The sequence below is a fragment of the Arthrobacter sp. JUb115 genome, assembly GCF_004365035.1.
GTDB lineage: Bacteria > Actinomycetota > Actinomycetes > Actinomycetales > Micrococcaceae > Glutamicibacter.
The window spans coordinates 31,434-52,889 of the sequence record NZ_SOBS01000002.1; the positions used below are offsets into that span (position 1 = coordinate 31,434).

General features: G+C 61.9%; 18 protein-coding genes. 14 read left to right on the plus strand and 4 right to left on the minus strand.

Annotated elements, in window-relative coordinates:
* The first annotated feature begins 58 nt into the window (after nucleotides 1-58).
* Genes ileS through ndk form a run of 4 tightly spaced genes read left to right on the plus strand, consistent with a single transcriptional unit; the run spans nucleotide 59 to nucleotide 5,562 of the window.
* Nucleotides 59-3,319 carry an isoleucine--tRNA ligase gene (gene ileS / locus EDF61_RS03340; protein WP_133833261.1) on the plus strand — a complete coding sequence of 1,087 codons (3,261 nt, stop codon included), beginning with the start codon at nucleotides 59-61 and terminating at the stop codon, nucleotides 3,317-3,319.
* Between the two features lie 56 nt (nucleotides 3,320-3,375).
* Nucleotides 3,376-4,671 (plus strand): bifunctional folylpolyglutamate synthase/dihydrofolate synthase, encoded by a 1,296-nt coding sequence (locus EDF61_RS03345; protein ID WP_388022955.1) that lies wholly within the window; start codon nucleotides 3,376-3,378, stop codon nucleotides 4,669-4,671.
* Nucleotides 4,671-5,105: a DUF4233 domain-containing protein gene (locus EDF61_RS03350; RefSeq protein WP_133833262.1), complete on the plus strand. Its 435-nt coding sequence runs from the start codon at nucleotides 4,671-4,673 to the stop codon at nucleotides 5,103-5,105. The genes EDF61_RS03345 and EDF61_RS03350 overlap by 1 nt, the downstream gene beginning before the upstream one ends.
* A gap of 40 nt (nucleotides 5,106-5,145) precedes the next feature.
* On the plus strand, nucleotides 5,146-5,562 hold the full coding sequence (gene ndk / locus EDF61_RS03355; RefSeq protein WP_133833263.1) for a nucleoside-diphosphate kinase: 417 nt from the start codon (nucleotides 5,146-5,148) through the stop codon (nucleotides 5,560-5,562).
* A gap of 63 nt (nucleotides 5,563-5,625) precedes the next feature.
* On the opposite strand, the gene EDF61_RS03360 is transcribed toward ndk, so the two are convergent.
* Together EDF61_RS03360 and EDF61_RS03365 are read right to left on the minus strand one after the other, a co-directional pair.
* Nucleotides 5,626-5,832 carry a hypothetical protein gene (locus EDF61_RS03360; RefSeq protein WP_133833264.1) on the minus strand — a complete coding sequence of 69 codons (207 nt, stop codon included), beginning with the start codon at nucleotides 5,830-5,832 and terminating at the stop codon, nucleotides 5,626-5,628.
* Between the two features lie 352 nt (nucleotides 5,833-6,184).
* The gene (locus tag EDF61_RS03365) at nucleotides 6,185-7,474 is read right to left on the minus strand and encodes an AI-2E family transporter (protein ID WP_133833265.1); all 1,290 of its coding nucleotides are present in this window, start codon (nucleotides 7,472-7,474) and stop codon (nucleotides 6,185-6,187) included.
* A 407-nt stretch (nucleotides 7,475-7,881) separates the two neighbouring features.
* Between EDF61_RS03365 and EDF61_RS03370 the strand changes: the two genes are divergently transcribed.
* Nucleotides 7,882-9,030, plus strand: a complete 1,149-nt coding sequence (locus EDF61_RS03370; protein ID WP_133833266.1) for a M14 family zinc carboxypeptidase — start codon at nucleotides 7,882-7,884, stop codon at nucleotides 9,028-9,030.
* Nucleotides 9,031-9,105: 75 nt separating this feature from the next.
* On the opposite strand, the gene EDF61_RS03375 is transcribed toward EDF61_RS03370, so the two are convergent.
* Together EDF61_RS03375 and EDF61_RS03380 are read right to left on the minus strand one after the other, a co-directional pair.
* Complete coding sequence (locus EDF61_RS03375; protein WP_133833267.1) at nucleotides 9,106-9,693, minus strand: GNAT family N-acetyltransferase; 588 nt, start codon at nucleotides 9,691-9,693, stop codon at nucleotides 9,106-9,108.
* A 260-nt stretch (nucleotides 9,694-9,953) separates the two neighbouring features.
* Nucleotides 9,954-10,577 carry a vitamin K epoxide reductase family protein gene (locus EDF61_RS03380; RefSeq protein ID WP_105658493.1) on the minus strand — a complete coding sequence of 208 codons (624 nt, stop codon included), beginning with the start codon at nucleotides 10,575-10,577 and terminating at the stop codon, nucleotides 9,954-9,956.
* Nucleotides 10,578-11,183: 606 nt separating this feature from the next.
* Here EDF61_RS03380 and EDF61_RS03385 point away from each other — a divergent pair.
* The 9 genes from EDF61_RS03385 to EDF61_RS18730 all read left to right on the plus strand — a co-directional run bounded on the left by EDF61_RS03385 (nucleotide 11,184) and on the right by EDF61_RS18730 (nucleotide 21,449).
* Nucleotides 11,184-14,027, plus strand: coding sequence for an Rne/Rng family ribonuclease (locus EDF61_RS03385; RefSeq protein WP_133833498.1), 2,844 nt, complete (start codon nucleotides 11,184-11,186; stop codon nucleotides 14,025-14,027).
* A gap of 228 nt (nucleotides 14,028-14,255) precedes the next feature.
* Nucleotides 14,256-14,564, plus strand: coding sequence for a 50S ribosomal protein L21 (rplU, locus tag EDF61_RS03390; protein ID WP_013349163.1), 309 nt, complete (start codon nucleotides 14,256-14,258; stop codon nucleotides 14,562-14,564).
* Nucleotides 14,565-14,612: 48 nt separating this feature from the next.
* Complete coding sequence (gene rpmA, locus EDF61_RS03395) at nucleotides 14,613-14,867, plus strand: 50S ribosomal protein L27 (RefSeq protein WP_013349162.1); 255 nt, start codon at nucleotides 14,613-14,615, stop codon at nucleotides 14,865-14,867.
* A 124-nt stretch (nucleotides 14,868-14,991) separates the two neighbouring features.
* Nucleotides 14,992-16,581, plus strand: coding sequence for a GTPase ObgE (gene obgE / locus EDF61_RS03400; protein WP_133833268.1), 1,590 nt, complete (start codon nucleotides 14,992-14,994; stop codon nucleotides 16,579-16,581).
* A 3-nt stretch (nucleotides 16,582-16,584) separates the two neighbouring features.
* Nucleotides 16,585-17,742 (plus strand): glutamate 5-kinase, encoded by a 1,158-nt coding sequence (gene proB, locus EDF61_RS03405; protein WP_105658496.1) that lies wholly within the window; start codon nucleotides 16,585-16,587, stop codon nucleotides 17,740-17,742.
* 16 nt (nucleotides 17,743-17,758) lie between these two features.
* Complete coding sequence (locus EDF61_RS03410) at nucleotides 17,759-19,045, plus strand: glutamate-5-semialdehyde dehydrogenase (protein WP_105658497.1); 1,287 nt, start codon at nucleotides 17,759-17,761, stop codon at nucleotides 19,043-19,045.
* 118 nt (nucleotides 19,046-19,163) lie between these two features.
* On the plus strand, nucleotides 19,164-19,376 hold the full coding sequence (locus EDF61_RS03415; protein WP_105658498.1) for a hypothetical protein: 213 nt from the start codon (nucleotides 19,164-19,166) through the stop codon (nucleotides 19,374-19,376).
* 2 nt (nucleotides 19,377-19,378) lie between these two features.
* Nucleotides 19,379-19,984, plus strand: a complete 606-nt coding sequence (gene nadD / locus EDF61_RS03420) for a nicotinate-nucleotide adenylyltransferase (protein WP_105658499.1) — start codon at nucleotides 19,379-19,381, stop codon at nucleotides 19,982-19,984.
* An 82-nt stretch (nucleotides 19,985-20,066) separates the two neighbouring features.
* On the plus strand, nucleotides 20,067-21,449 hold the full coding sequence (locus EDF61_RS18730; RefSeq protein ID WP_166650691.1) for a hypothetical protein: 1,383 nt from the start codon (nucleotides 20,067-20,069) through the stop codon (nucleotides 21,447-21,449).
* Nucleotides 21,450-21,456: the final 7 nt, after the last annotated feature.

A 21,456-nucleotide genomic window follows, 5' to 3' on the forward strand; every position in this document is an offset into this window, starting at 1 on the left:
CGTGCCGTCCTCGTAGGCAAGGATTTATCGACCCTACGCTTGAAGGACGGCCCATTCGATGAGCTTCTACCCGAAGGTCACTACAGACCCAACCGGTTCGACCCCGGCTTCACCGCGATTCCCAGATCTTGAGAAGCGCGTCCTCGAATACTGGAAGAACGACGACACTTTCCAGGCCTCCATTGACCAGCGCGAGGGCGAAGAATTCGTCTTCTACGATGGCCCTCCCTTCGCCAACGGCCTGCCGCACTACGGCCACCTGCTCACCGGCTACGTCAAGGACCTGGTAGCGCGCTACCAGACCCAGCGCGGCAAGCGCGTGGAGCGCCGCTTCGGCTGGGACACCCACGGCCTGCCAGCCGAGCTGGAAGCCATGAAGCAGCTGGGCATGACCGACAAGAAGCAGATCGAAGCCATGGGCATCGACAAGTTCAACGACGCCTGCCGCACCTCGGTGATGAAGTATGCCGATGAGTGGAAGCAGTACGTGAACCGCCAGGCTCGCTGGGTCGACTTCGAAAACGACTACAAGACCCTGAACGTCGAGTTCATGGAATCGGTCATCTGGGCCTTCAAGCAGCTTTCGGACAAGGATCTGACCTACAAGGGCTTCCGCGTGCTTCCATACTGCTGGAAGGACGAGACCCCGCTGTCCAACCACGAGCTGCGCATGGACGACGACGTCTACAAGAACCGCCAGGACCAGACCGTCACCGTGGGCTTCACCATCCTTGCCGGTGAAACCGAAGCCTCCGAGGCACTTGCCGGCGTGCAGGCCCTGGCGTGGACCACCACCCCGTGGACCCTGCCAACCAACGCCGCACTGGCCGTGCACCCGGCTATCGACTACGTCGTGGTTCCTGCAGGCGAGGCCGGCGTGAAGGCTTCGGCCGCCGCCGGGCCATTCCTGCTGGCCCGCGACCTGCTCGGCTCCTACGCCAAGGACCTGGGCTACAAGGATGCCAAGGAAGCCGCTGCGGCCATCACCGCCAGCTACACCGGTGAGCAGCTTGCCGGCGTGCGCTACCAGCCGCTGTGGGACACGTACACCGACACCGAGAAGTACGGCACCGAAAACGCCTGGCAGATTCTCACCGCCGACTACGTCACCGTGGCCGACGGCACCGGCATCGTGCACCAGGCTCCGGCCTACGGCGAGGATGACCAGAAGGTCTGCGAAGAGCACGGCATCCCGGTGATCCTCTCAGTAGACGAGGGCGCCAAGTTCCTGCCGGTCTTCGGCAACGGCCCGCTGGCCGAGATCGCCGGCGTGCAGGTCTTCGACGCCAACAAGACCATCACCAATGTGCTCAAGGACGAGGCCAAGCTGGTCAAGCAGGCCTCCTACGAGCACTCCTACCCGCATTGCTGGCGCTGCCGCACCCCGCTGATCTACCGCGCGATCTCCTCGTGGTACGTCGAGGTCTCCAAATTCAAGGACCGCATGGTCGAGCTGAACGAGCAGATCAACTGGATCCCGGGCAACGTCAAGCACGGCCAGTTCGGCAAGTGGCTGGAAAACGCCCGCGACTGGTCCATCTCGCGCAACCGCTACTGGGGTTCGCCGATCCCGGTGTGGGAATGCACCGGTGCCGAATGCGAGCACCGCGAAGTCTTCGGCTCGCTGCAGGAAATGCAGGACTTCTTCGGCCGCATGCCGGTCAACCACGAAGGCCAGCCTGACCTGCACCGCCCATTCATCGACGAGCTGACCAAGGCCCATGAGGGCTGCGCCGAATCAGGCACCCTCAAGCGCGTGGAAGACGTGCTCGATGTCTGGTTCGACTCCGGCTCGATGCCGTACGCCCAGGTGCACTACCCGTTCAACAACCAGGAATGGTTCGATTCCGGCCACCACCCGGCGGACTTCATCGTCGAGTACATCGGACAGACCCGCGGCTGGTTCTACACCATGCACGTGCTCTCCACCGCGCTCTTCGACCGCCCGGCCTACACCAACGTGATCTCCCACGGCATCGTGCTGGGCTCGGACGGGCAGAAGATGTCCAAGTCCCTGCGCAACTACCCGGATGTCACCGAGGTCCTGGACCGCGACGGCTCCGATGCCATGCGCTGGTTCCTGATGGCCTCGCCGATCCTGCGCGGCGGCAACCTGGTCGTGACCGAACAGGGCATCCGCGATGGCGTGCGCCAGGTGCTGCTGCCGCTGTGGAACGTCTGGCACTTCTTCAACCTCTACACCAACTCCGCCAACAACGGGGCCGGCTACGAGGCCAAGCGCTCGATGGACTCCACCGACCCGCTGGACCAGTACATGCTGGCCGCCACGGGCCAGCTGGTACGCGAAGTCACCGAGGCACTGGATTCCTACGAGGTCTCCGATGCCACGGAGGCCGTGCGCCAGTACATGGACACCCTGACCAACTGGTACGTGCGCCGTAGCCGCCAGCGTTTCTTCGATGAAGACACCCAGGCCTTCGACACCCTGTACACCGCGCTGGAAACCCTGGTGAAGGTCACTGCTTCGCTGCTGCCGCTGGCCAGCGAAGAGATCTTCCGCGGGCTGACCGGCGAACGTTCGGTGCACCTGGAGGACTGGCCAGAAGCCAGCGAATTCCCAACCGACGCCGCGTTGCTGGAAACCATGGAAACCACCCGCAAGATCTGCTCCGTGGGCTCCTCGCTGCGCAAGGCCAAGAACCTGCGCGTGCGCCTGCCGCTGGCCGAGCTGAAGGTTGTGCTCACCGGCGCTGCCCGCCTGGAAGGCACCTACGCGTCGATCATCAAGGACGAGCTGAACCTGAAGGCCGTCACCTTGATCGATGCCGAAGGCGTCGACGCCGCCAGCTACGGCATCAGCCAGCAGCTGGTAGTGAACGCCCGTGCGGCCGGTCCGCGCCTGGGCAAGAACGTGCAGCAGGCGATCAAGGGCGCCAAGTCCGGGGACTGGTCGGTAACCGACGGGGTGGTCACCGCGGGCGGACTGGAACTGGCCGAGGGCGAATACACCCTGGACACCGTGGTGGATGCAGCAGGCGAAATTGCCGCGGCAGTCATCGACGGCGGCTTCCTGGTGCTGGATACCGAGGTCACCGAGGCACTGGCTGCCGAGGGCACCGCACGCGACATGATCCGCTCCATCCAGTCCGCCCGCAAGGACGCGGACCTGCAGGTATCGGATCGCATCCACACCGTGGTCACCGCCAACACGGCCGCCATCGCGGCACTGGAAGCGAACCGCGAGCTGGTGGCAGGTGAAACCCTGACCGCGCAGCTGGAACTTGTCGTCGATGATTCGGTAGATGGCGAGCAGGTCACCGTGGCCAAGCTGGATTCTGGAAAAGTCGAGGCCAACTAGTGAGTGAATTGGACCGCGTCTACGCGCAACTGCTCTCCCGTGCGCCGGAAAACAAGATGGAACCGCGCATGGATCCGATGTTCCGCGCGATGGAGATCCTCGGCGAGCCGAACAAGGCTTGCCCGGTCATCCACATCACCGGCACCAACGGCAAGACCTCGACCGCACGCATGATCGAGTCGCTCTTGATGGCGCACGACTTGCGCACCGGCCGCTACTCCTCGCCGCACCTGATCTCGGTCACCGAGCGCATCGCCATTGACGGTGCCCCGGTAGACGACGGGACCTTCGTGCGCGTGTGGGATGAAATCAGCCCGTTCCTTCAGATCGTGGACACCGAGCTCGTCGAGCGCGGCGAAAACAAGCTGACCTACTTCGAAGCTGTCACCATCCTGGCCTTCGCGGTTTTCGCCGAGGTTCCGGTGGATGTCGTGGTGCTCGAAGTCGGCCTGGGCGGCATCACCGACGCCACCAACGTGGCAGATGCCGACGTTTCGGTGATCACCCCGATCTCCTTGGACCACACCGATCTGCTGGGGGATACCCCGGGCGAGATTGCCGAAGAAAAGGTCGGCATCCTCAAGCCCGGCGGCTACCTGGTCTCTTCGGTGCAGCCGGTGGATGCCGCCGATGTGCTGCTGGCTCGCGCCCGCGAGCTTGAGGTGCCGGCAGCTTTCGACAGCCTGGACTTCAAGCTCCTGGAACGCCAGCATGGCGTGGGCGGGCAGCTGCTGTCCATCCAGGGCCAAGCGGCGCGCTACGACGAGATCTTCCTGCCGTTGTTCGGTGCCCACCAGGCGCAGAACGCCACCGTGGCCTTGGCTGCGGTGGAGGCCTTCCTGGGCGGCGGCCAGCGCGAGCTGAATGCCGATCTGGTCCGCGACGGCTTCGCGGCCGCCACCAGCCCGGGCCGCCTGGAACTGGTCCGCGCGGCACCGAGCATCCTGGTGGATGCCGGCCACAACCCGGATGGCATACGCGTCACCGCAGAGGCGATCAAGGAATCCTTCGGCTTCACCCGCCTGGTGCTGATGGTTGGCATCTTGCAGGAGAAGGACGCCGAAGCAATGCTTTACACCATGCGCGAGCAGTACGGTGACATGGTTGAGGACATCTGCATCACCCAGTCGTCCTCGCCGCGGGCCATCCCGGCCGGTGAACTGTCCACCATGGCGATCGACGCTGGCTGGCCGGAAGAGGACATCCACGTCACCGAGGACCTGGAAGATGCCATCGAGTGGTCCGTGGGCCGCGCCGAGGCAGGCAACGACTTGTCCGGCGGCGTGCTGGTGACCGGTTCGATTACACTGGTGGGCGAGATTTCACTGTTGCTCAAGGGAGGCGAGTCCTGATGGCTAAACTCACCCGTGCCCAGCGCGAGTGGCGTCCTGGGATGAAGAAGAAGCAGCGCTCCACGAAAATGATGTTCGCATCAACCGTGCTGGTCTGCGAGGCGCTGCTGGCGGTGTTCGTCACCCTGGCGGCCTTCGGGCTCAAGCGTGGCGGAGAACCGGTGGTCGTGCTCAGCCTCGGCGCTGCCGTGGCGCTGCTGTGCATCTTCAACTGCGCCCTGCTGGGCAAGAAGATCGGCTACATCATCGGCTGGATCCTGCAGGTAGTGTTCTTCCTGTGCGGCTTCATCCTGCCGGACATGTTCTACCTCGCAGCGGCCTTCGCCCTGTGCTGGTGGTATGCGCTGAACAAGGGCAGCGAAATCGACGCAGTGAACAAGCGCCGCGCCGCCGCCCAAGAAGCCTGGGAAAAAGCGAACCCCGAGCAAGCCTGAGAACCTAAGAAGTACATCAACGATACGAAGAGGTAGTCACATGACTGAACGTACCCTGATCCTGGTCAAGCCAGATGGCGTCAAGCGCGGTCTGACCGGACAGATCCTTGCCCGCATTGAAGCCAAGGGCTACACCATTGCCAAGCTGCAGCAGCTGGAAGCTACTCGCGAGCTGCTCGCCGAGCACTATGCAGAGCACGAAGGCAAGCCATTCTACGAACCGCTGGTTGAGTTCATGCTCTCCGGTCCAGTTGTGGCGATCGTGGCTGAAGGCCAGGGCGTTATCCCCGGCTTCCGTTCGCTGGCTGGCACCACCGACCCGACCACCGCGGCTCCAGGCACCATCCGTGGCGACTTCGGCCGCGACTGGGGCCTGAAGGTCCAGCAGAACCTGGTCCACGGTTCGGACTCCGTCGAGTCCGCCGAGCGCGAGATCGGCATCTGGTTCGGCAAGTAGATCGAAACGCGAAAATCCCGGCAGTTGGAAACTGCCGGGATTTTTCATGCCTGGAAGCGGGTCCTAGAACCAGTCATCCAAACTGTCCTGGGCGAGCATAGCTCCTTGCGGGCTAGCTGCCTGCTGCACCGAACTTCCGAGCGCCTGTGCGGTCGAGTCCATCGGCAGCTGCTCTGCAGCGCCGATCCTGACCACCTGGTGGTGGTCGGTGATAGGGCCGACTATGTGCGAAAGATACTTATCTGCTCCGTCATTGCTGAATTCCAGCACGTGGATACCTCCCAGTCTTCAGTGCGCGTTAGCGCATTGATTGCGGGCGAAGCGTGGCGCGGGTTTTCCCTGTTGGGGAAAACGAAGACATGCAGCAAAACTTCTCAAGGCGATTGCGCATCCCGCGTCGCTCCACTTCCATCACTTCAGTCACATTAAACACACAAACCACATCCACGGCAACGCGGGATCGGGTCCACCGGTCTTGTCCCCAGCGCGAAAACCCCGGGAAGCCGGGGCTGGATGAGGGCATGAACTCTTTGAGAATTAATTGGAAATAATTCGATCAAGAGCATTTAAGTGGCAAAAGGAAGGGCGCCCCTGACGTGCAGGAGCGCCCCAGCCGCAACAGCTACTCGGAATCCTTGAGGGATTCCTGGTGCTGTTCCTTCGCTTCGAGTTTGTCTAAAGCCGCTTGCTCTTCGCTGATCTCGACTTCAGACTTGATGTCCTCGCTGGCCTCAGCCACCGCATCGGATTTGTCGCGCCCGGTCCACACCTTGATCACCGCCCATGAAGCGGCCACCAGTGGCACCGCCAGGACGGCGCCAACGATGCCTGCCAGGACGGTGCCTGCGGTCAGTGCCATCAGCACGACCAGTGCATGCAGGCTCAGGGCGTTGGCCATGACGACCGGCTGCAGGAAGTTGCCCTCCAGCTGGTTCACCAGGATCACCGCAGCCAGCACGATCAGCGCCACCACAGGTCCGTTGGTAACCAATGCAATCAGCGTGGCCAGGATGCCGGCAACGGTCGCACCTACCATCGGCACGAAGGAGCCGAGGAAGACGATGACGCCTAGCGGGATGGCCAGTGGAACCTGCACGATCAGCAGCGTCGCGGTGATGCCCAAAGCATCCACTGCGGCCACGGTGGCAGTACCGCGGATGTAGCCGCCGAAGGTGCGCAGCGCGCGGTCGCCGGAAAGAATCCACTTGTTGCGGTAGTGGCGTGGAGTCCATGACACGGCAAAGGCCCAGATCTTGTCGCCGTCCTTCAGGAAGAAGAACAGGATTACCAGCAACAGGACCAAGCCGGTCACGAAGCTGCCTGCTGCGCTCAGCGTGTTCAAAGCGCCGGTGCCGAATTGGGAACTGGTCAAGAAGCCGGTTACCGTTTCGACAACATTATCGATCTGGCTCTGGTCGACGCTGAAAGGCATCGTGCCGATGAAGCCCTGAACCATGTCATTGAGCTGGTTGAAACCTTCAACAGCTTGGTCAACGAGCTTTGGCCATTCCTTGATGACCGAGAAGACCAGGCCGGTGCCGATGCCTCCGAGGACCAATAGGGATCCGAGGAAAACGATCCATGCTGCCAGCATCGGGGAAACAAACTTGCGCAGCTTGACCACCAGGGGCCACAACGCACAGGAAATGATGACTGCCAGCAACGTCGGGATCACGATCATGGTCAAGCGGAGCATGCCGATGATGAGGAATGTTGCCAGCGCGCCAACTACCAGCAGCTGGGCGCTTCGAATGCCTAGGCGTCCTAGCAAGTCGGTCCACAGGCTGGTGACCGTGAAATCTGGTTTGGCGTCCCTGGCCGGAACACGGTGGTGCTCGGCAGGTGTCGGCTTGTCGTCCTGAGGTTGCTTTTTCAACAACGCGGCGGGCCTGACCTTACGGAAAAAAGCCATAGTCGCTCCTTGTAGCTGGTTCTGATAGCTCTAACAATAGGCTAACGACTTGACAAGGTCCCAAGGCAACACCGAAATGCTGATTTTTTGGCGTTCGCACTGGCCACTAACCCGTTTTCGTGCCCGAAGGCTTTGATTCGTGCACCCGCGGCCTGATTTCCCCGGCATTCCTGCGGCGGGAATGGCTCTGCGGCGACGGTGGCTGCAATGATGCCCGGCTTTTCGCAAATCCGTTCTTGAAGTGCAATGTCGCGGTATGCGCCGGTCCATTGTCATCGTGTGGCAGGTCACATAAGGTGAGGTGTGGCTGGTGCCATTTGGATTAGTCAATCGGAATACACCACGGGCCATTCGAGCACTCGCAGGGTACAAGGAGCAAAGCTTTGCCAGATCCCAGGAAATCATCATTGTCCAAGCGATCCATCGCGCTGGGTGCGGCGGTCTTCGCCGTCGTTGCGCCGTTGGGGTTAGCGGCGCCGGCCAACGCCGATGCCAATTTCCCGTCGCCTAACGGAGAAACAAATATTTCGAGCATTCTCAGCTACGAAGACACAGTCAAGGAATTGCAGAAGATCGAATCCAATTCCCGGTTCGACGTTGATGCGTTCACGCTCCAAGAGGCAGGAACGCAGGTCAGCGAGTCAGAACAGGGCAGGGATCTGTATGTGGCAACTGCGGGGCACGGCCCTGAGGACGTTTGGCTGCAGGGGCGCATCCACGGCAATGAGCCCTATGGAACCGACTCGCTCCTGACGCTGCTCAAGGAGCTTGGCGCCAACGGATCGGCAGACTACGACCTGCTCCGTGACAAGTACACCTTCCACTTCATCCCGATGTACAACCCCGACGGTTCGGAGGAGAATGTTCGGCAGACAATTTTGTGGGATCAGGAAACGAATGCTCCGCAGCTTGATGCCAAGGGCAACCAGCAAAGAGTCGACCTGAACCGCGATTGGACGCTGGAGGGCTTCGTTGCCAACGAATCGCTGGCGTATTACGAGTACTGGACAATGGTGGATCCCGCGTTCGGCGTCGATGTGCATCACCAGGGCCTGAAGAAGGAGTGGGGTACAGGCGATGACGTGACTTTGTCGCTCGGTATCTCCCTCGCGCCAGGTGGCCCGACCCTGCCTGGAATCGAGAATGGCGCTTATGACGTGCTTACTCGCCAGATGCAAGTGCATGTGTATGACGAGCTGTCGAAGTACGGCGCGTTCAACATCGACCGCTACCAGGTGGGCGACGGAATGGAAATCGACATCAAGGGCGGCGTCGTCTCTGCAATGATGCTGGGCTTGAACTACCGGGGGCTCAATGCCGACGGGCATCGGAACCCGGTGGTCTTCTTTGAAACCAGTGGAAATAGCAGTGACGGAAGCCTCGGGCAGAAGTCCCGCGGCAAGTTGATTCGCCAAAATGTTCTTGCGCTCAAGGAATTGCTGCTCGGAATGGCATCGGGCGAAGTCCAGCAAGAAGATCCAGAACGCTGGGAAGAAATCCCTCACCAGCCTGTAACGGGCTATCAGACCGATTATGCGGGTCTGGTCCAGAAGTGAACTGACGCAGCAGAGCTGGGGCCGCGCATTGCGCGGCCCCAGCTCTGTTGAGGTCTCGTTCTCTGCCTGTGCGGACTACCTGGCGTTGAAGTACTCCTTGGCCAGCAGGCCCATGATGATCTTGTCGTGGAACGACCCATCGTGGAATCCAGCCTGGCGCACTCGGCCCTCTTCGCGGAATCCTGCGCGGTTGAAGGTGCGCAGTGCGCGCTCGTTGTACGCCCAGGCGTTCAAGCCGATGCGGTTCAAGCCCATCTCGCGGAAGCCGTAGTCGATGATCATCTTGGTGGCCATGGTGCCATAGCCTTGGCCCACATTTGAACCACCGATCATGATCATCAATTCGGCGGAACGGGCCGGCGCGTTGTAGTCGTACAAAGCGGTGTGCCCGATCAGCGTGTCGTCGGGAAGCGTGATGGAAAGTCCCACGCCGTCGGTAGTGCCACGGTTGACGCTGCGCGACTTGAAGAGTTCTGCGGCTTCGGTGATCGGGTGGGGAAGTACCAGGTTGCCCTGCAGGGCCATGAATTCTGGGCTATTCCACCATTGGGTGAGGAACGCAAGATCTTCCTCTTGTAGTTCACGGAGCCGAAGGTGTTCGGAAATCAGCAGGTTGATTCCGTAGTCCTGGGCATTTTCTGTGTTCCATATGTCACTTGCCATGCTTCTAATCTACCGGGTCTAGCTGGACAGTATCCGGAAGATCGTTGACGGCGAACCCTTTCCGGCCTTGCCGATGGACGTTTTGACGCGGATCGAAGGCCGAAGCGGGATGTCTTGGCGCCGGTGGCGCGCCGGGGTGCAACAAGCAGTGGCACAAGGCCGGCCGACCTGGTTGGCGGCGGGGTGGGGGAGCGCCAGGAACAGCACTGCGGGGCCGCTACCGAAGTAGCGGCCCCGCAGGTGGGCATGGAAGCCGGGCTCTAGCCGAAGAAGGCGAGCGGGAAACGCAGGACGACCGATGCGGCAACGAGCGCCCAGATGACGGCAGTAATGATCCAGCTCCACTCGGCGAAGAACTTCTTCACGCCGGCGCCAGCAGGAATCACGCCGGTAAGCACATTGCGTGCGGTTGTGAACACGAACAAGGGAATCGTCATGGCCCACACGACCATGCAGTAAGGGCACAGGGCATTGATTTCATACAGGGCCTGGGACCAGAACCAGATCACCAAGCCCATAGCGGCGGTGATGCCCAGCTGGAAGCACAGCCAGAACCAGCGCTTCAGGTTTGTTGCGCCGGCCAGCAGGGCGAAGCCGATGGCGATAACAACAGCGAAGCAAACGATCCCGAAGAAGGGATTGGGGAATCCGAAGATTCCTGCCTGCTCGGATTTCATCACGGTGCCACAGGAGATCCAGGGATTGACGTCGCAACTGGTGATGTAGTCGGGGTTCTTGTACAACTCCAAGCGTTCCAGGACCAGGATTCCGGCGGCGAGCCAAGAGATCAATCCCGTAACGATGATGAACAGCCCGAAGCCGCGTTCCTTAGCCCACCAGGGCAACACGCCCGAGCCGTGGCTATTTTCTTGTGATGAAACCATGTTTTGACTATTCCATAAGTTCATAGGAAAGCGGGTTATTCCGCCAAGGCCTTTTTCATCCTAGGAAGCATTTCTGTGCATCTGGTGAGAAGCAATGAACAAGGCGTGAACGAAATATGAGAGAATGGGAATGGTTGTTCGCGGATCCACAGTCTGCTTTCAACCCGACGACAGACTTTTGAAACAACAGATCGACAGGCGATGCATCGCTTCGGTTGAGTGCCCAATATGTGCGCCTCCCGGGGGAATACCGCGGATCGTAGGGCTGCAAAGGAAAGCAGCCGGTTTTCTTAGGCCACGTTGATCCGCAGGATTTGCGCCTGGTTCAGAAATTTGGACCAGCGTCGAACCCGCGGAAAATAGCGAGCTTTTGTGTCCGGACTACTGGAAGATAAGTAGGCCAAGCGACACGTGATGATTGTAGTTTCAGCAACGGCGCCGTCTGTGGAGGATGCCCGAGCGGGACATAGTAGGAGTACGCGAATTTAAATGAGCGCAGCAAATCAACGAAAGGGCGGAACGCAAGGTAATAAGCGGGGCAACCGTTCAACACGAGCCCGCCGTACCAGTGTTTCAACCACACCCGCGCGACCACTGCGTCGCGCCATGACCTTGGCCGAACTCAATGCCGCTGCCGGCGTCGAGGAAAGCCCATACCGCTGGCGGGCCACCCGCCGCACCCAGATTTCCACCCCTGATTCCACCAAGCGGGCCAGCCGACAGGCCGAACGCCGGGCGCAGGCAGTGCGCAATACCGCGAATGACGAGGCCGTAGAGGTCGCCGCGGCCAAGCAGGAAGACGTCCAGGACAAGCAGGAAGACGACCAGGAGCAGAGCGCTGAAATCGCTGCCCCGGCCGAGCAGGAAGTTGCACCGGTTGAGGAAGCGAACGACGTTGACCAGACCGGCATGCTGCTGGCCGAACACGGCAGCACCATGATCTTGAATCCTTTCGCCGTGCCGGAAACAGCTCAGGCTGTTCTGGCCCAGGCTGTTGCGAAGAAGCAGGAACCTGCTCGCCGCGCAGCTGCCGCAGATCCCGAGGCAGACGCCGATGCCGACGACGTGACTTCGCGCCGCCGCCGCCGCCGTCGCCGCGGGGAAGTGGATCTGGAACTTGAGGGCGGCTCGCAGGATGATCCGCCGAACACCGTTACCCGTGTGCGCGCCCCGCGTGGCAGCATCGAAAGCCACAGCTCGGTCAACGACAAGGTCGCTTCGGTGCGCGGTTCCACCCGATTGGAAGCCAAGCGCCAGCGCCGCCGCGAATCACGCGAAACCGGTCGCCGCCGCCAGGTGATCACCGAGGCCGAGTTCCTGGCCCGCCGCGAATCCGTCGAGCGCAAGATGATCGTGCGCCAGCGCGAGGACCGCATCCAGATCGGCGTACTGGAAGATGGAGTGCTTGCAGAGCACTTCGTCTCCAAGACCCAGCAGGATTCGCTGATCGGCAACGTGTACGTCGGCAAGGTGCAGAATGTGCTGCCATCCATGGAAGCTGCTTTCGTGGATATCGGCCGCGGCCGCAACGCCGTGCTGTACGCAGGCGAAGTGAACTGGGACGTAGCCGCTCTCGAAGGCGCGCCGCGCCGCATTGAGAACGCCCTGAAGGCTGGCGACTCGGTCCTGGTGCAGGTCACCAAGGACCCGGTAGGCCACAAGGGCGCCCGGCTGACCAGCCAGATCTCCCTGCCTGGCCGCTACCTGGTCTACGTGCCAGGTGGTTCGATGACCGGCATCTCGCGCAAGCTCCCTGATGTCGAACGCCAGCGCCTGAAGAAGATCCTGAAGGACCACCTGCCGGAAAACGCGGGCGTCATCGTGCGCACCGCCGCCGAAGGCGCTTCCGAGGAAGAACTGACCAACGATATCAACCGGCTGCGTGCGCAGTGGGAAGGCATCGAAGAGCAGGCCAACTCCACCAAGACCCTGGCTCCGGAACTGCTGTACTCGGAACCCGATCTGACCATCAAGGTGGTCCGCGACGTCTTCAACGAGGACTTCACCAAGCTGATCGTCTCCGGTGACCACGCCTGGGACACCATCGAGGCCTACGTCATGTACGTGGCACCGGATCTGATGGGCCGCCTGGAGAAGTGGGAAGCCGAAGAGGACATCTTCGCCAACTTCCGTGTGGACGAGCAGATCGCCAAGGCGCTGGACCGCAAGGTCTTCCTGCCTTCGGGTGGTTCGCTGGTCATCGACCGCACCGAAGCGATGACCGTCATCGACGTGAACACCGGTAAATTCACCGGTTCGGGCGGCAACCTCGAAGAGACCGTGACCAAGAACAACCTGGAAGCGGCCGAAGAAGTGGTCCGCCAGCTGCGCCTGCGTGACATCGGCGGCATCATCGTCATCGACTTCATCGACATGGTCCTGGAATCCAACCGCGATCTGGTGCTGCGCCGCCTGGTGGAGTGCCTGGGCCGCGACCGGACCAAGCACCAGGTTGCTGAAGTGACCTCGCTGGGTCTGGTCCAGATGACGCGCAAGCGCATGGGCACCGGCCTGCTCGAAGTCTTCGGTGAAGAGTGCGAGCACTGTGCAGGTGCTGGCTTCATCACCCACGAAGAGCCAGTTGAATCGCGCAAGACCTTCAACTCGCAGGGCGAAGCGCACAGCAAGAAGTTCAACGACAAGCCAAGCCGCAACTCCCGCCGCCGTCGTGGCGGCGAGAAGGACGAGCAGAAGCCAGTTGAGAAGCAGGAGCCGGCAGCAGGGGAGAAGGACGAAGCCACGCGCAACGCCCTGGCCAGCATTGCCGCCGCTTCGCACCTGGATGCCGCTGCTGAAAACGCAGTGAGCATCGAGGGCGAACAGATTCCTGTGGCCAAGTCCGCGGCGTCTGCGCAGGGCACCGAGGCCTCGGTTACCCTGGAAGCGCTGGAAGCAGCGTTGCCGGGCCAGGATGAGTCCAGCGACGAGCAGGACGGCAGCCGCAAGCCGCGCCGCCGTTCACGCTCCCGTGGACGCGGACGCAACCAGTCCGAGGAAAACGCTTCGGGCAACGAGGAAGCTCAGGCCAACCAGGAACAGCAGGCTGCTCCTGAACCTGTTGCCGCCTCGACGTCCGAGGACCAGCCGCGCAAGCGCTCACGCCGTGCTTCGCGTCCGCAGGAAGCGGCACAGCAGGACCAGCCGGTGCTCACCGGCCTGGCCATGCCTGCTGCCAGCGCGCCAGCTGAGTCCAGCAGCCCCGCGGCTTCCGTCCCAGTTGCCGCCACCGCGGCAGCCCCACAGAATTCCACGAAGCCAAAGCGTCGCAGTCGTCGGGCCACCTCGGTCCAGGGCGATGCGACTGCAGAGGTTCTCGTGGCAGAGGTATCCGCCGCTACCGGTTCGGTAGTTCAGATGGATGCCTCCGGTTCGCAGAAAGATAAGCCAGCTGAGCCTGCCGGGCAACCGGTAATGCTCGGTGTGGGTGTTCCAGTACGCGAACTGAAATAGATGAACTTGATCACGCTTCCCTCGCTGGGGCAGTTTGTATTTGCTCCAGCGGTGTGGACTAGCGTAATCTAGTTGATCGGTGCTAAACGCCAAGATCACGGACTTTTGGTCCGCTCGGCGTCAAGGCACAAGCGCATGAGATCCCCGGGATCGCATCCACTTTGTGGGTGTTCGGGTCGATATCTGCGCCGGTAAGACAATAAACGTCGAGTAGAAGTGAGTACCCACGTGGTGTACGCAATTGTCCGCGCAGGCGGCCACCAGGAGAAGGTTTCCGTTGGAGACCTCATCACCGTTGACCGTCTTCAGGCTGCCCCAGGCAGCTCCATCGAGCTTCCAGCTTTGCTGTTGGTAGATGGTGAGAAGGTAACTTCCGCAGCTGCCGATCTGGCTAAGGTCACGGTCACCGCTGAGGTTGTAGAAAACCTTCGCGGCGAGAAGATCGTAATCCAGAAGTACAAGAACAAGACCGGTTACAAGAAGCGCCAGGGCTTCCGTGCCGCTCTGACCAAGGTCAAGGTCACCTCGATCGCCTAATTCAGGCAATCGTAGAATCCATTTTTGTAGCGAAAGAGGCTAAAAGGCATGGCACATAAGAAAGGTGCGAGTTCCACTCGCAACGGTCGCGATTCCAACGCACAGTACCTAGGCGTAAAGCGCTATGGTGGACAGGAAGTCAAGGCAGGCGAAATCATCGTTCGCCAGCGTGGCACCCACTTCCACCCAGGCGCCGGCGTAGGCCGTGGCAAGGATGACACCCTGTTCGCATTGGCTGCTGGCGCAGTCGAGTTCGGCACCCGTCGTGGTCGCCGCGTGGTGAACATTGTGGCTGCTGCCTAATTCAGGCAACAGGCAAATTTTTTAGTACACAAGGGGTGGGCCGATTTCGGTCCGCCCCTTGCGTGCATAGTTAGACTTTTAAGCGAGTAACCCTCGCAACCCCGTACTAGGAGAAGATGGCCCCGTGGCTGCATTCGTTGATCGCGTAACCCTTCATGTCACCGCAGGTAATGGTGGCCACGGTTGTGTGTCCATCAAGCGTGAGAAGTTCAAGCCGCTTGGCGGTCCCGACGGCGGTAACGGCGGCAAGGGCGGAGACATCATCCTGCGCGTCGACCCCCAGGTCACCACGCTGCTGGACTTCCACCACCTGCCGCACCGCAAGGCCGGCAACGGCGAGCCGGGCAAGGGCGGTCTGCACCCGGGCAAGAGCGGCGAGGACCTGGTCCTGGGCGTACCTGCCGGCACCGTCATCAAGACCAAGGACGGCGACATCCTCGGCGACCTGGTCAAGCCGGGCGATGAATACATCGCCGCAATAGGCGGCATGGGCGGCCTGGGCAATGCGTCCATCGCCTCGGACAAGCGCAAGGCCCCGGGCTTCGCGTTGCTGGGCATTCCCGGAACCGGCCAGGATATTGTCCTGGAACTGAAGTCCATGGCGGATATCGCGCTGGTGGGCTACCCATCGGCCGGCAAATCCTCGCTGATCGCCGCCGTGTCCGCGGCACGCCCGAAGATCGCCGACTACCCGTTCACCACCCTGGTGCCTAACCTGGGTGTCGTCGAAGCAGGCGAAACCCGCTTCACTGTCGCCGACGTGCCTGGCCTGATCCCTGGAGCCTCCGAAGGCAAGGGGCTGGGCCACGAGTTCCTGCGCCACGTTGAGCGCTGTGCCGCCATCGTGCACGTGCTGGACTGCGCCTCGCTGGAAGCGGACCGCGACCCAATCAGCGACCTGGACATCATCGAAGCAGAGCTGGCTAACTACGAAGCCGACTCCACCTTCGCCGGTACCGACGGCACCATCGTGCCGCTGATCGAGCGCCCGAAGCTGATCGCACTTAATAAGGTTGACATGCCAGACGGTGCCGACATGGCTGAATTCGTGCGCCCTGAGTTGGAAAAACGCGGTTACCGCGTCTTCGAGATCTCCGCGCTCTCGCGTAACGGATTGCGTGATCTGTCCTTCGCTATGGCTGAATTGGTAGAGCAGGCACGCGCTGAACAGGTTGTTGAAGCCCCAATAGTCGAGGTGCCTGTGATTCGTCCACGTACCACCAAGCGTGCCGAGTTCACCATCCGCCGCGAGGAGCAGAACTTTGAGCCAATGTGGCGAGTTATCGGTGAAAAGCCGGAACGCTGGATTATGCAGACCGATTTCCGCAACGATGAAGCTGTCGGCTACCTGGCTGACCGCCTGGCCAAGCTGGGCGTCGAAAACCAGCTGTTCAAGGCCGGTGCCAAGCCAGGGGACGCGGTAATCATCGGCGCCGAGGACAACGCAGTGGTCTTCGATTGGGAGCCAACTATGGCAGCTGGCGCCGAACTGCTCGGCGGCAGCCGACGCGGCGAGGACATCCGCCTCGAGGATCGCGGCGATCGCAAGACCCGCGAGGAAAAGCGTGCCGAGCACGAAGAGCGCCGGGCGGCCAAGGCATCGGCTCGCGCCGAGCTGGAAGCCGAACGCAAGGCCGGCGTCTGGACCGAATCGGTTGACTCCAAGTACGGACGAAAGACTGCGGAACCAAAGGCAACCCAGGAGGAAAATTAAAGTATGAGTGAAAGTGCCACCAAAACAATTTCAGCCATTACCTCGCCCCACCAACTGCCTCAAGCCAAGCGCTTAGTAGTCAAAGTTGGATCCAGCTCGCTGACCACGGTCAGCGGCGGGATATCCCACGAGCGGTTGAAGTTCCTGGTGGACACTCTCGCTGAAACTGTCAACAACGGTACCGAGGTCATTCTTGTATCCTCAGGTGCCATTGCCGCCGGTCTGGCCCCGCTCGGGTTGGCCAAGCGTCCCAAGGACCTTGCCACCCAGCAGGCCGCGGCGGCCGTAGGCCAGGGTCTGCTGCTGGCGCAGTACACCCAGCTTTTCGATGAGTACGACCAGCGCGTAGGCCAGGTGCTGCTCACCGCCGACGACCTGATGCGCCGCTCTTCCTACACCAACGCGCTGCGTTCCCTGGTTCGCTTGCTGAACCTGGGCGTGCTGCCCATCGTGAACGAAAATGACGCGGTCGCCACCCGCGAAATCCGCTTCGGCGACAACGACCGCCTCGCCTCGCTGGTGGCCCACCTGGTCAAGGCCGATGCGCTGTTGCTCTTCTCCGACGTGGACTCGGTCTACGACGCGCACCCTGATGACGGCGGCAGCCGCATCACCACCATCGAGCACCCTGACGAGCTCGAAGCGGTGGACCTGGGCACCCCGGGTGCAGCCGGAGTCGGCACCGGCGGCATGATCACCAAGGTCGATGCCGCGACCCTGAGCTCCTCGGCGGGCATTCCCACCTTGGTGACCAGCACCGACAATGCCGCCAAGGCGCTGCGCGGACAGGATGTAGGCACCTGGTTCGCCGCCCGCAACTCCCGCCGTTCGGCCCGCGACGTCTGGCTGGCCTATCTGGCTTCCATCGAAGGCAAGCTGATCCTGGATGCCGGCGCAGTCAAGGCCATCGAAAAGGGAACCAACTCGCTGCTGGCAGCCGGCATTACCGCCGTCCGCGGGGAATTCGAGGCTGGCGACGCCGTAGAGATCTGCGACGCGGAAGGAACCCCATTTGCTCGCGGGCTGGTGAACTTCAGCTCCCATGAACTGCCCGAGATGCTCGGACACAACACCACGGATCTGGTTGAAGAGCTGGGCGAAGGTTACGACAGATCAGTAGTGCATGTTGACGACCTAGCTTTGATCGAACCCATTTTCTAGAATGAGGAGCATGAGTATGGATGCCGTAAACACCGAAGAAACGACCACCGACGTCACCACCTCGGTCCACCAGCTGGCCGACCGTGCACGCCGCGCCGCACGGATCCTCAAGCGCGCCAACCGCGACTGGAAGGACCGCGCCCTCGCGGCCATGGCTTCGCGCATCGACCAGAATCGTGCGATGATCCTGCGCGCCAACGAGAAGGACCTGGCTGCCGGCCGCGCCAATGGCACCTCCGAGGCCCTGCTGGACCGGTTGAAGCTCGATGGCAAGCGCATCGACGGCTTGATTTCCGCGCTGCATGAACTCGCTGGCCTGCCCGACCCGGTCGGTCGCGTGGTGCGCGGGGAAACCCTGCCCAACGGCCTGCGCATGCGCCAGGTCAACGTCCCGCTGGGCGTCATCGGCACCATCTACGAAGCGCGTCCGAACGTCACCGTGGACATCGCTGGCCTGGCGCTCAAGAGCGGCAACTCGGTGCTGCTGCGTGGCGGTTCGGCGGCGCTGAACTCCAACCAGGCGCTGGTCGCGGTGATCCGCGACGCGCTGGAGTCCGTCTCCCTGCCCCGCGACATCGTGATCTCGGTCGACGAATTCGGCCGCGCCGGTGCCGACGCCATGATGGGCGCGCGCGGAAAGATCGACGTGCTCATCCCGCGTGGCGGCCGCGAGCTGATCCAGCGCGTGGTCACCACCGCCAAGGTCCCGGTAATCGAAACCGGCGAAGGCAATGTGCACATCTTCCTCGACGCGAGCGCCGACGAGGAAATGGCCGTCGATATCCTGCTCAACGCGAAAACCCACCGCCCCAGCGTCTGCAACACCGTGGAGACCCTGCTGGTCCACAAGGATGCCGCTGTGGCCCCGGCAGTGCTGCAGGCCCTGGCCGCAGCCGGCGTGAGATTGCACACGGACGACCGAGCCGCCGCGCTGGTTCCGCAGCTGCCGACCATCCCGGCGGGGGAGGATGACTGGCGCAACGAGTACCTGGACCTGGATATCGCGGTGAAGGTCGTCGATGGCATGGACCAGGCCCTGGAGCACATCCGCGCCTACTCCACCGGCCATACCGAGGCGATCATCACCTCCACGCTGGCTGCTTCCGAGCAGTTCGTGGCGGAGATCGACTCGGCTGCGGTGATTGTCAACGCCTCGACCCGGTTCACCGACGGCGGGCAGCTGGGCCTGGGCGCAGAAGTGGGCATCTCAACCCAGAAGATGCACGCTCGCGGCCCGATGGGCCTGGCCGAACTGACCACGACCAAGTGGATCGTCCAGGGCGACGGGCACATTCGCAAATAGTTTCTGACCGCCCTTTTCGGTACGATGTAGAAGAAACGTACCGTTACTTTTCGAGCTACTGATCCAGCCGCCCAGGTTGCTGGCTTAGCGAACTCGTGAAAACGACTGGAGAATTATCTTGAACGCGCTGATTTTGGCTTCGGAAGCCGCTTCCACCGGCATGGATCCTCACACTTTCGCTGTGATCGTCGGTGGTGGCATCTTCGCAGCACTGATGGTCCTGCTGCTGATTACCGTTTCCTACACCAACGTAGGCAACCGCCACGAGGCAAAGCCTGAACCAGAGGACACCCACCGCCAGTTCAAGACTCACGTACCACATAGCCACTAGTCTTGGCAGAGCAAAAGCCTCAAGACCGCCCATTGCGCCTCGGCGTGATGGGCGGTACTTTTGACCCCATCCACAATGGCCACTTGGTCGCTGCCAGCGAGGTAGCCGCCGAGTACGGCCTGGATGAGGTCGTTTTCGTGCCCACCGGCCAGCCTTGGCAGAAGGCCGATCGCCAGGTCACCAGCGCTGAGCACCGCTACCTGATGACCGTGATCGCCACCGCGTCGAACCCGCGCTTCACCGTAAGCCGGGTCGACGTCGACCGCGAAGGCGCCACCTACACGCGTGACACCTTGCTCGATCTGCGCGCCTTGCGCCCGGATGCGGAGCTCTTCTTCATTACCGGTGCCGACGCGATGAGCCAGATCATGAGCTGGCGCGACATCGACCAGGTCTTCGACCTCGCCCACTTCGTTGGCGTGAGCCGCCCTGGCTATGTCATCGCGGATGTGGGTCGCGACAATGTCTCGCAATTGGAAATTCCGGCACTGGCAATTTCCTCTACCGATTGCCGGGAGCGTGTCGCCGCCGACAAGCCGGTTTGGTATCTTGTGCCGGACGGTGTGGTGCAGTACATTGCAAAATATGGGCTGTATACCGAGTCGTAACCTCACATAAGGTGGGGTAGCACGGCATAATCTCTAGGTAAGGGTGACGGTATTTGTCTATGCGGTCGGGAGAAGTATCAGGATGAGCGATAACTCGCAGCCGGTTTCAAGCAGGCGAGCTCTGCGCGAAAAACGACGTGCTGAGATGGAAGCTTTGCTGGCCAACAGCAAGGCCGAGCAGGCAGCCAAGGAGCACGCGTCGAAAAACGCGGAAAAGGCCGAGGATTCGGCGAAGCCAGCGAAATCTGACGCGACCCCAAAGGCCAAGCCGGCACCCAAGGCAGAGCCAGCAAAACCAGCTCCAGTCAAGCCGCAGCCGGCCAAGCCTGCACCCAAGCCAGAGCCGGCAAAACCAGCTCCAGCCAAGCCACAGCCGGCCAAGCCAGCCGCCAAGGCCGCAGGTGCCAAGCCAGAAGCGGCCAAGCCGGCTGGAGCCCCAGCCAAGGCTCCCAGCGCAAAGCCTGCAGCTGAGCCAGCTAGCGCACCACAGTCCGAAGAGTCCCTGGGTGAACGGGCGTCGTTGCGCCGTGCCCGTGACCGCGAGGCCTTGCGCGAGCGTCGTCGACTGGAAGAAGAGGTCGGCGCGCTGACCACTAATATTCCAACGGTCGCCCCCGCGGAGGAACCTAAGCCGCTGACCCGCCGTCAACTGCGCCTCCAGGCGCTGGCAGACCAGGGCAAGGCCGAGCCGAAGGCCCCGGCCGCCAAGAAGCCTGCGCCCAAGGAAGACGCCCCGGAGACTATGGTCATGAGCGTCGAGCAGGCGCTAGCCGCCCGCCGTGCCCACGCGCCGAAGACCCCGGTCGATCCAAACCTGCTGGGGGAGGACGACTCCGAGATCGATCTCGAAGTGCTCGCCCACCAGCGTGAAATGGCAGCCCGCGCGGCCATCATTTCCCGCCGTGCCGCGGAACGTGAACGCCTGCGCATCCAGAATGCCAACCAGGGCAAGGACGACAAGGCCTCCGATCCTTTCACCGGCGCCATGGGCAACATTCGCGAGGTCGAGGACCGCATCGCCAAAACCGGCGTGCAAGGGCCCAAGACCCAGAGTGTTTCGCTGGACTTCAACGCCGGCGGCAAGCTCAGCTCCAAGAAGGACGAAGCGGCACCAGCAGCCAAGAAGCCTATGGCCAAGCCGGCGCCCAAACCCGCAGCGAAGGCCCCCGCCAAGCCTGCGGCCAAGGCACCGGCCAAGCCTGCAGCCAAGCCAGTTGCAAAACCAGCCGCTAAGCCTGCGCCAAAGGCGCCGGCGGATCAGAAGGCTGAAACCCATACGGCCCAACCGGCCCCGGACGTTGACATGCCACGCATCGATGCGGTCAATGCACAGGGCTTGCAGCCACTTGACGTGCAGGCGCACGGCCTCCGCCGCGCCAATAACATGCTGATCGCGATGATCGTCGCCCTCAGCGTGGGCGGTGCAGCATTGATTGCTGGCTTGATCATGTTGCTTGGCAACTAGTTTTCGT

Excerpts from the sequence above, each read along its gene's own strand:
- ileS (WP_133833261.1), top strand. The coding sequence starts at position 59 with ATGAGCTTCTACCCGAAGGTCACTACAGACCCAACCGGTTCGACCCCG.
- EDF61_RS03345 (WP_388022955.1), top strand. The coding sequence starts at position 3,376 with ATGGAACCGCGCATGGATCCGATGTTCCGCGCGATGGAGATCCTCGGC.
- EDF61_RS03350 (WP_133833262.1), top strand. The coding sequence starts at position 4,671 with ATGGCTAAACTCACCCGTGCCCAGCGCGAGTGGCGTCCTGGGATGAAG.
- ndk (WP_133833263.1), top strand. The coding sequence starts at position 5,146 with ATGACTGAACGTACCCTGATCCTGGTCAAGCCAGATGGCGTCAAGCGC.
- EDF61_RS03365 (WP_133833265.1), bottom strand. The coding sequence starts at position 7,474 with ATGGCTTTTTTCCGTAAGGTCAGGCCCGCCGCGTTGTTGAAAAAGCAA.
- EDF61_RS03375 (WP_133833267.1), bottom strand. The coding sequence starts at position 9,693 with ATGGCAAGTGACATATGGAACACAGAAAATGCCCAGGACTACGGAATC.
- EDF61_RS03380 (WP_105658493.1), bottom strand. The coding sequence starts at position 10,577 with ATGGTTTCATCACAAGAAAATAGCCACGGCTCGGGCGTGTTGCCCTGG.
- EDF61_RS03385 (WP_133833498.1), top strand. The coding sequence starts at position 11,184 with ATGACCTTGGCCGAACTCAATGCCGCTGCCGGCGTCGAGGAAAGCCCA.
- rpmA (WP_013349162.1), top strand. The coding sequence starts at position 14,613 with ATGGCACATAAGAAAGGTGCGAGTTCCACTCGCAACGGTCGCGATTCC.
- proB (WP_105658496.1), top strand. The coding sequence starts at position 16,585 with ATGAGTGAAAGTGCCACCAAAACAATTTCAGCCATTACCTCGCCCCAC.
- EDF61_RS03410 (WP_105658497.1), top strand. The coding sequence starts at position 17,759 with ATGGATGCCGTAAACACCGAAGAAACGACCACCGACGTCACCACCTCG.
- EDF61_RS18730 (WP_166650691.1), top strand. The coding sequence starts at position 20,067 with ATGAGCGATAACTCGCAGCCGGTTTCAAGCAGGCGAGCTCTGCGCGAA.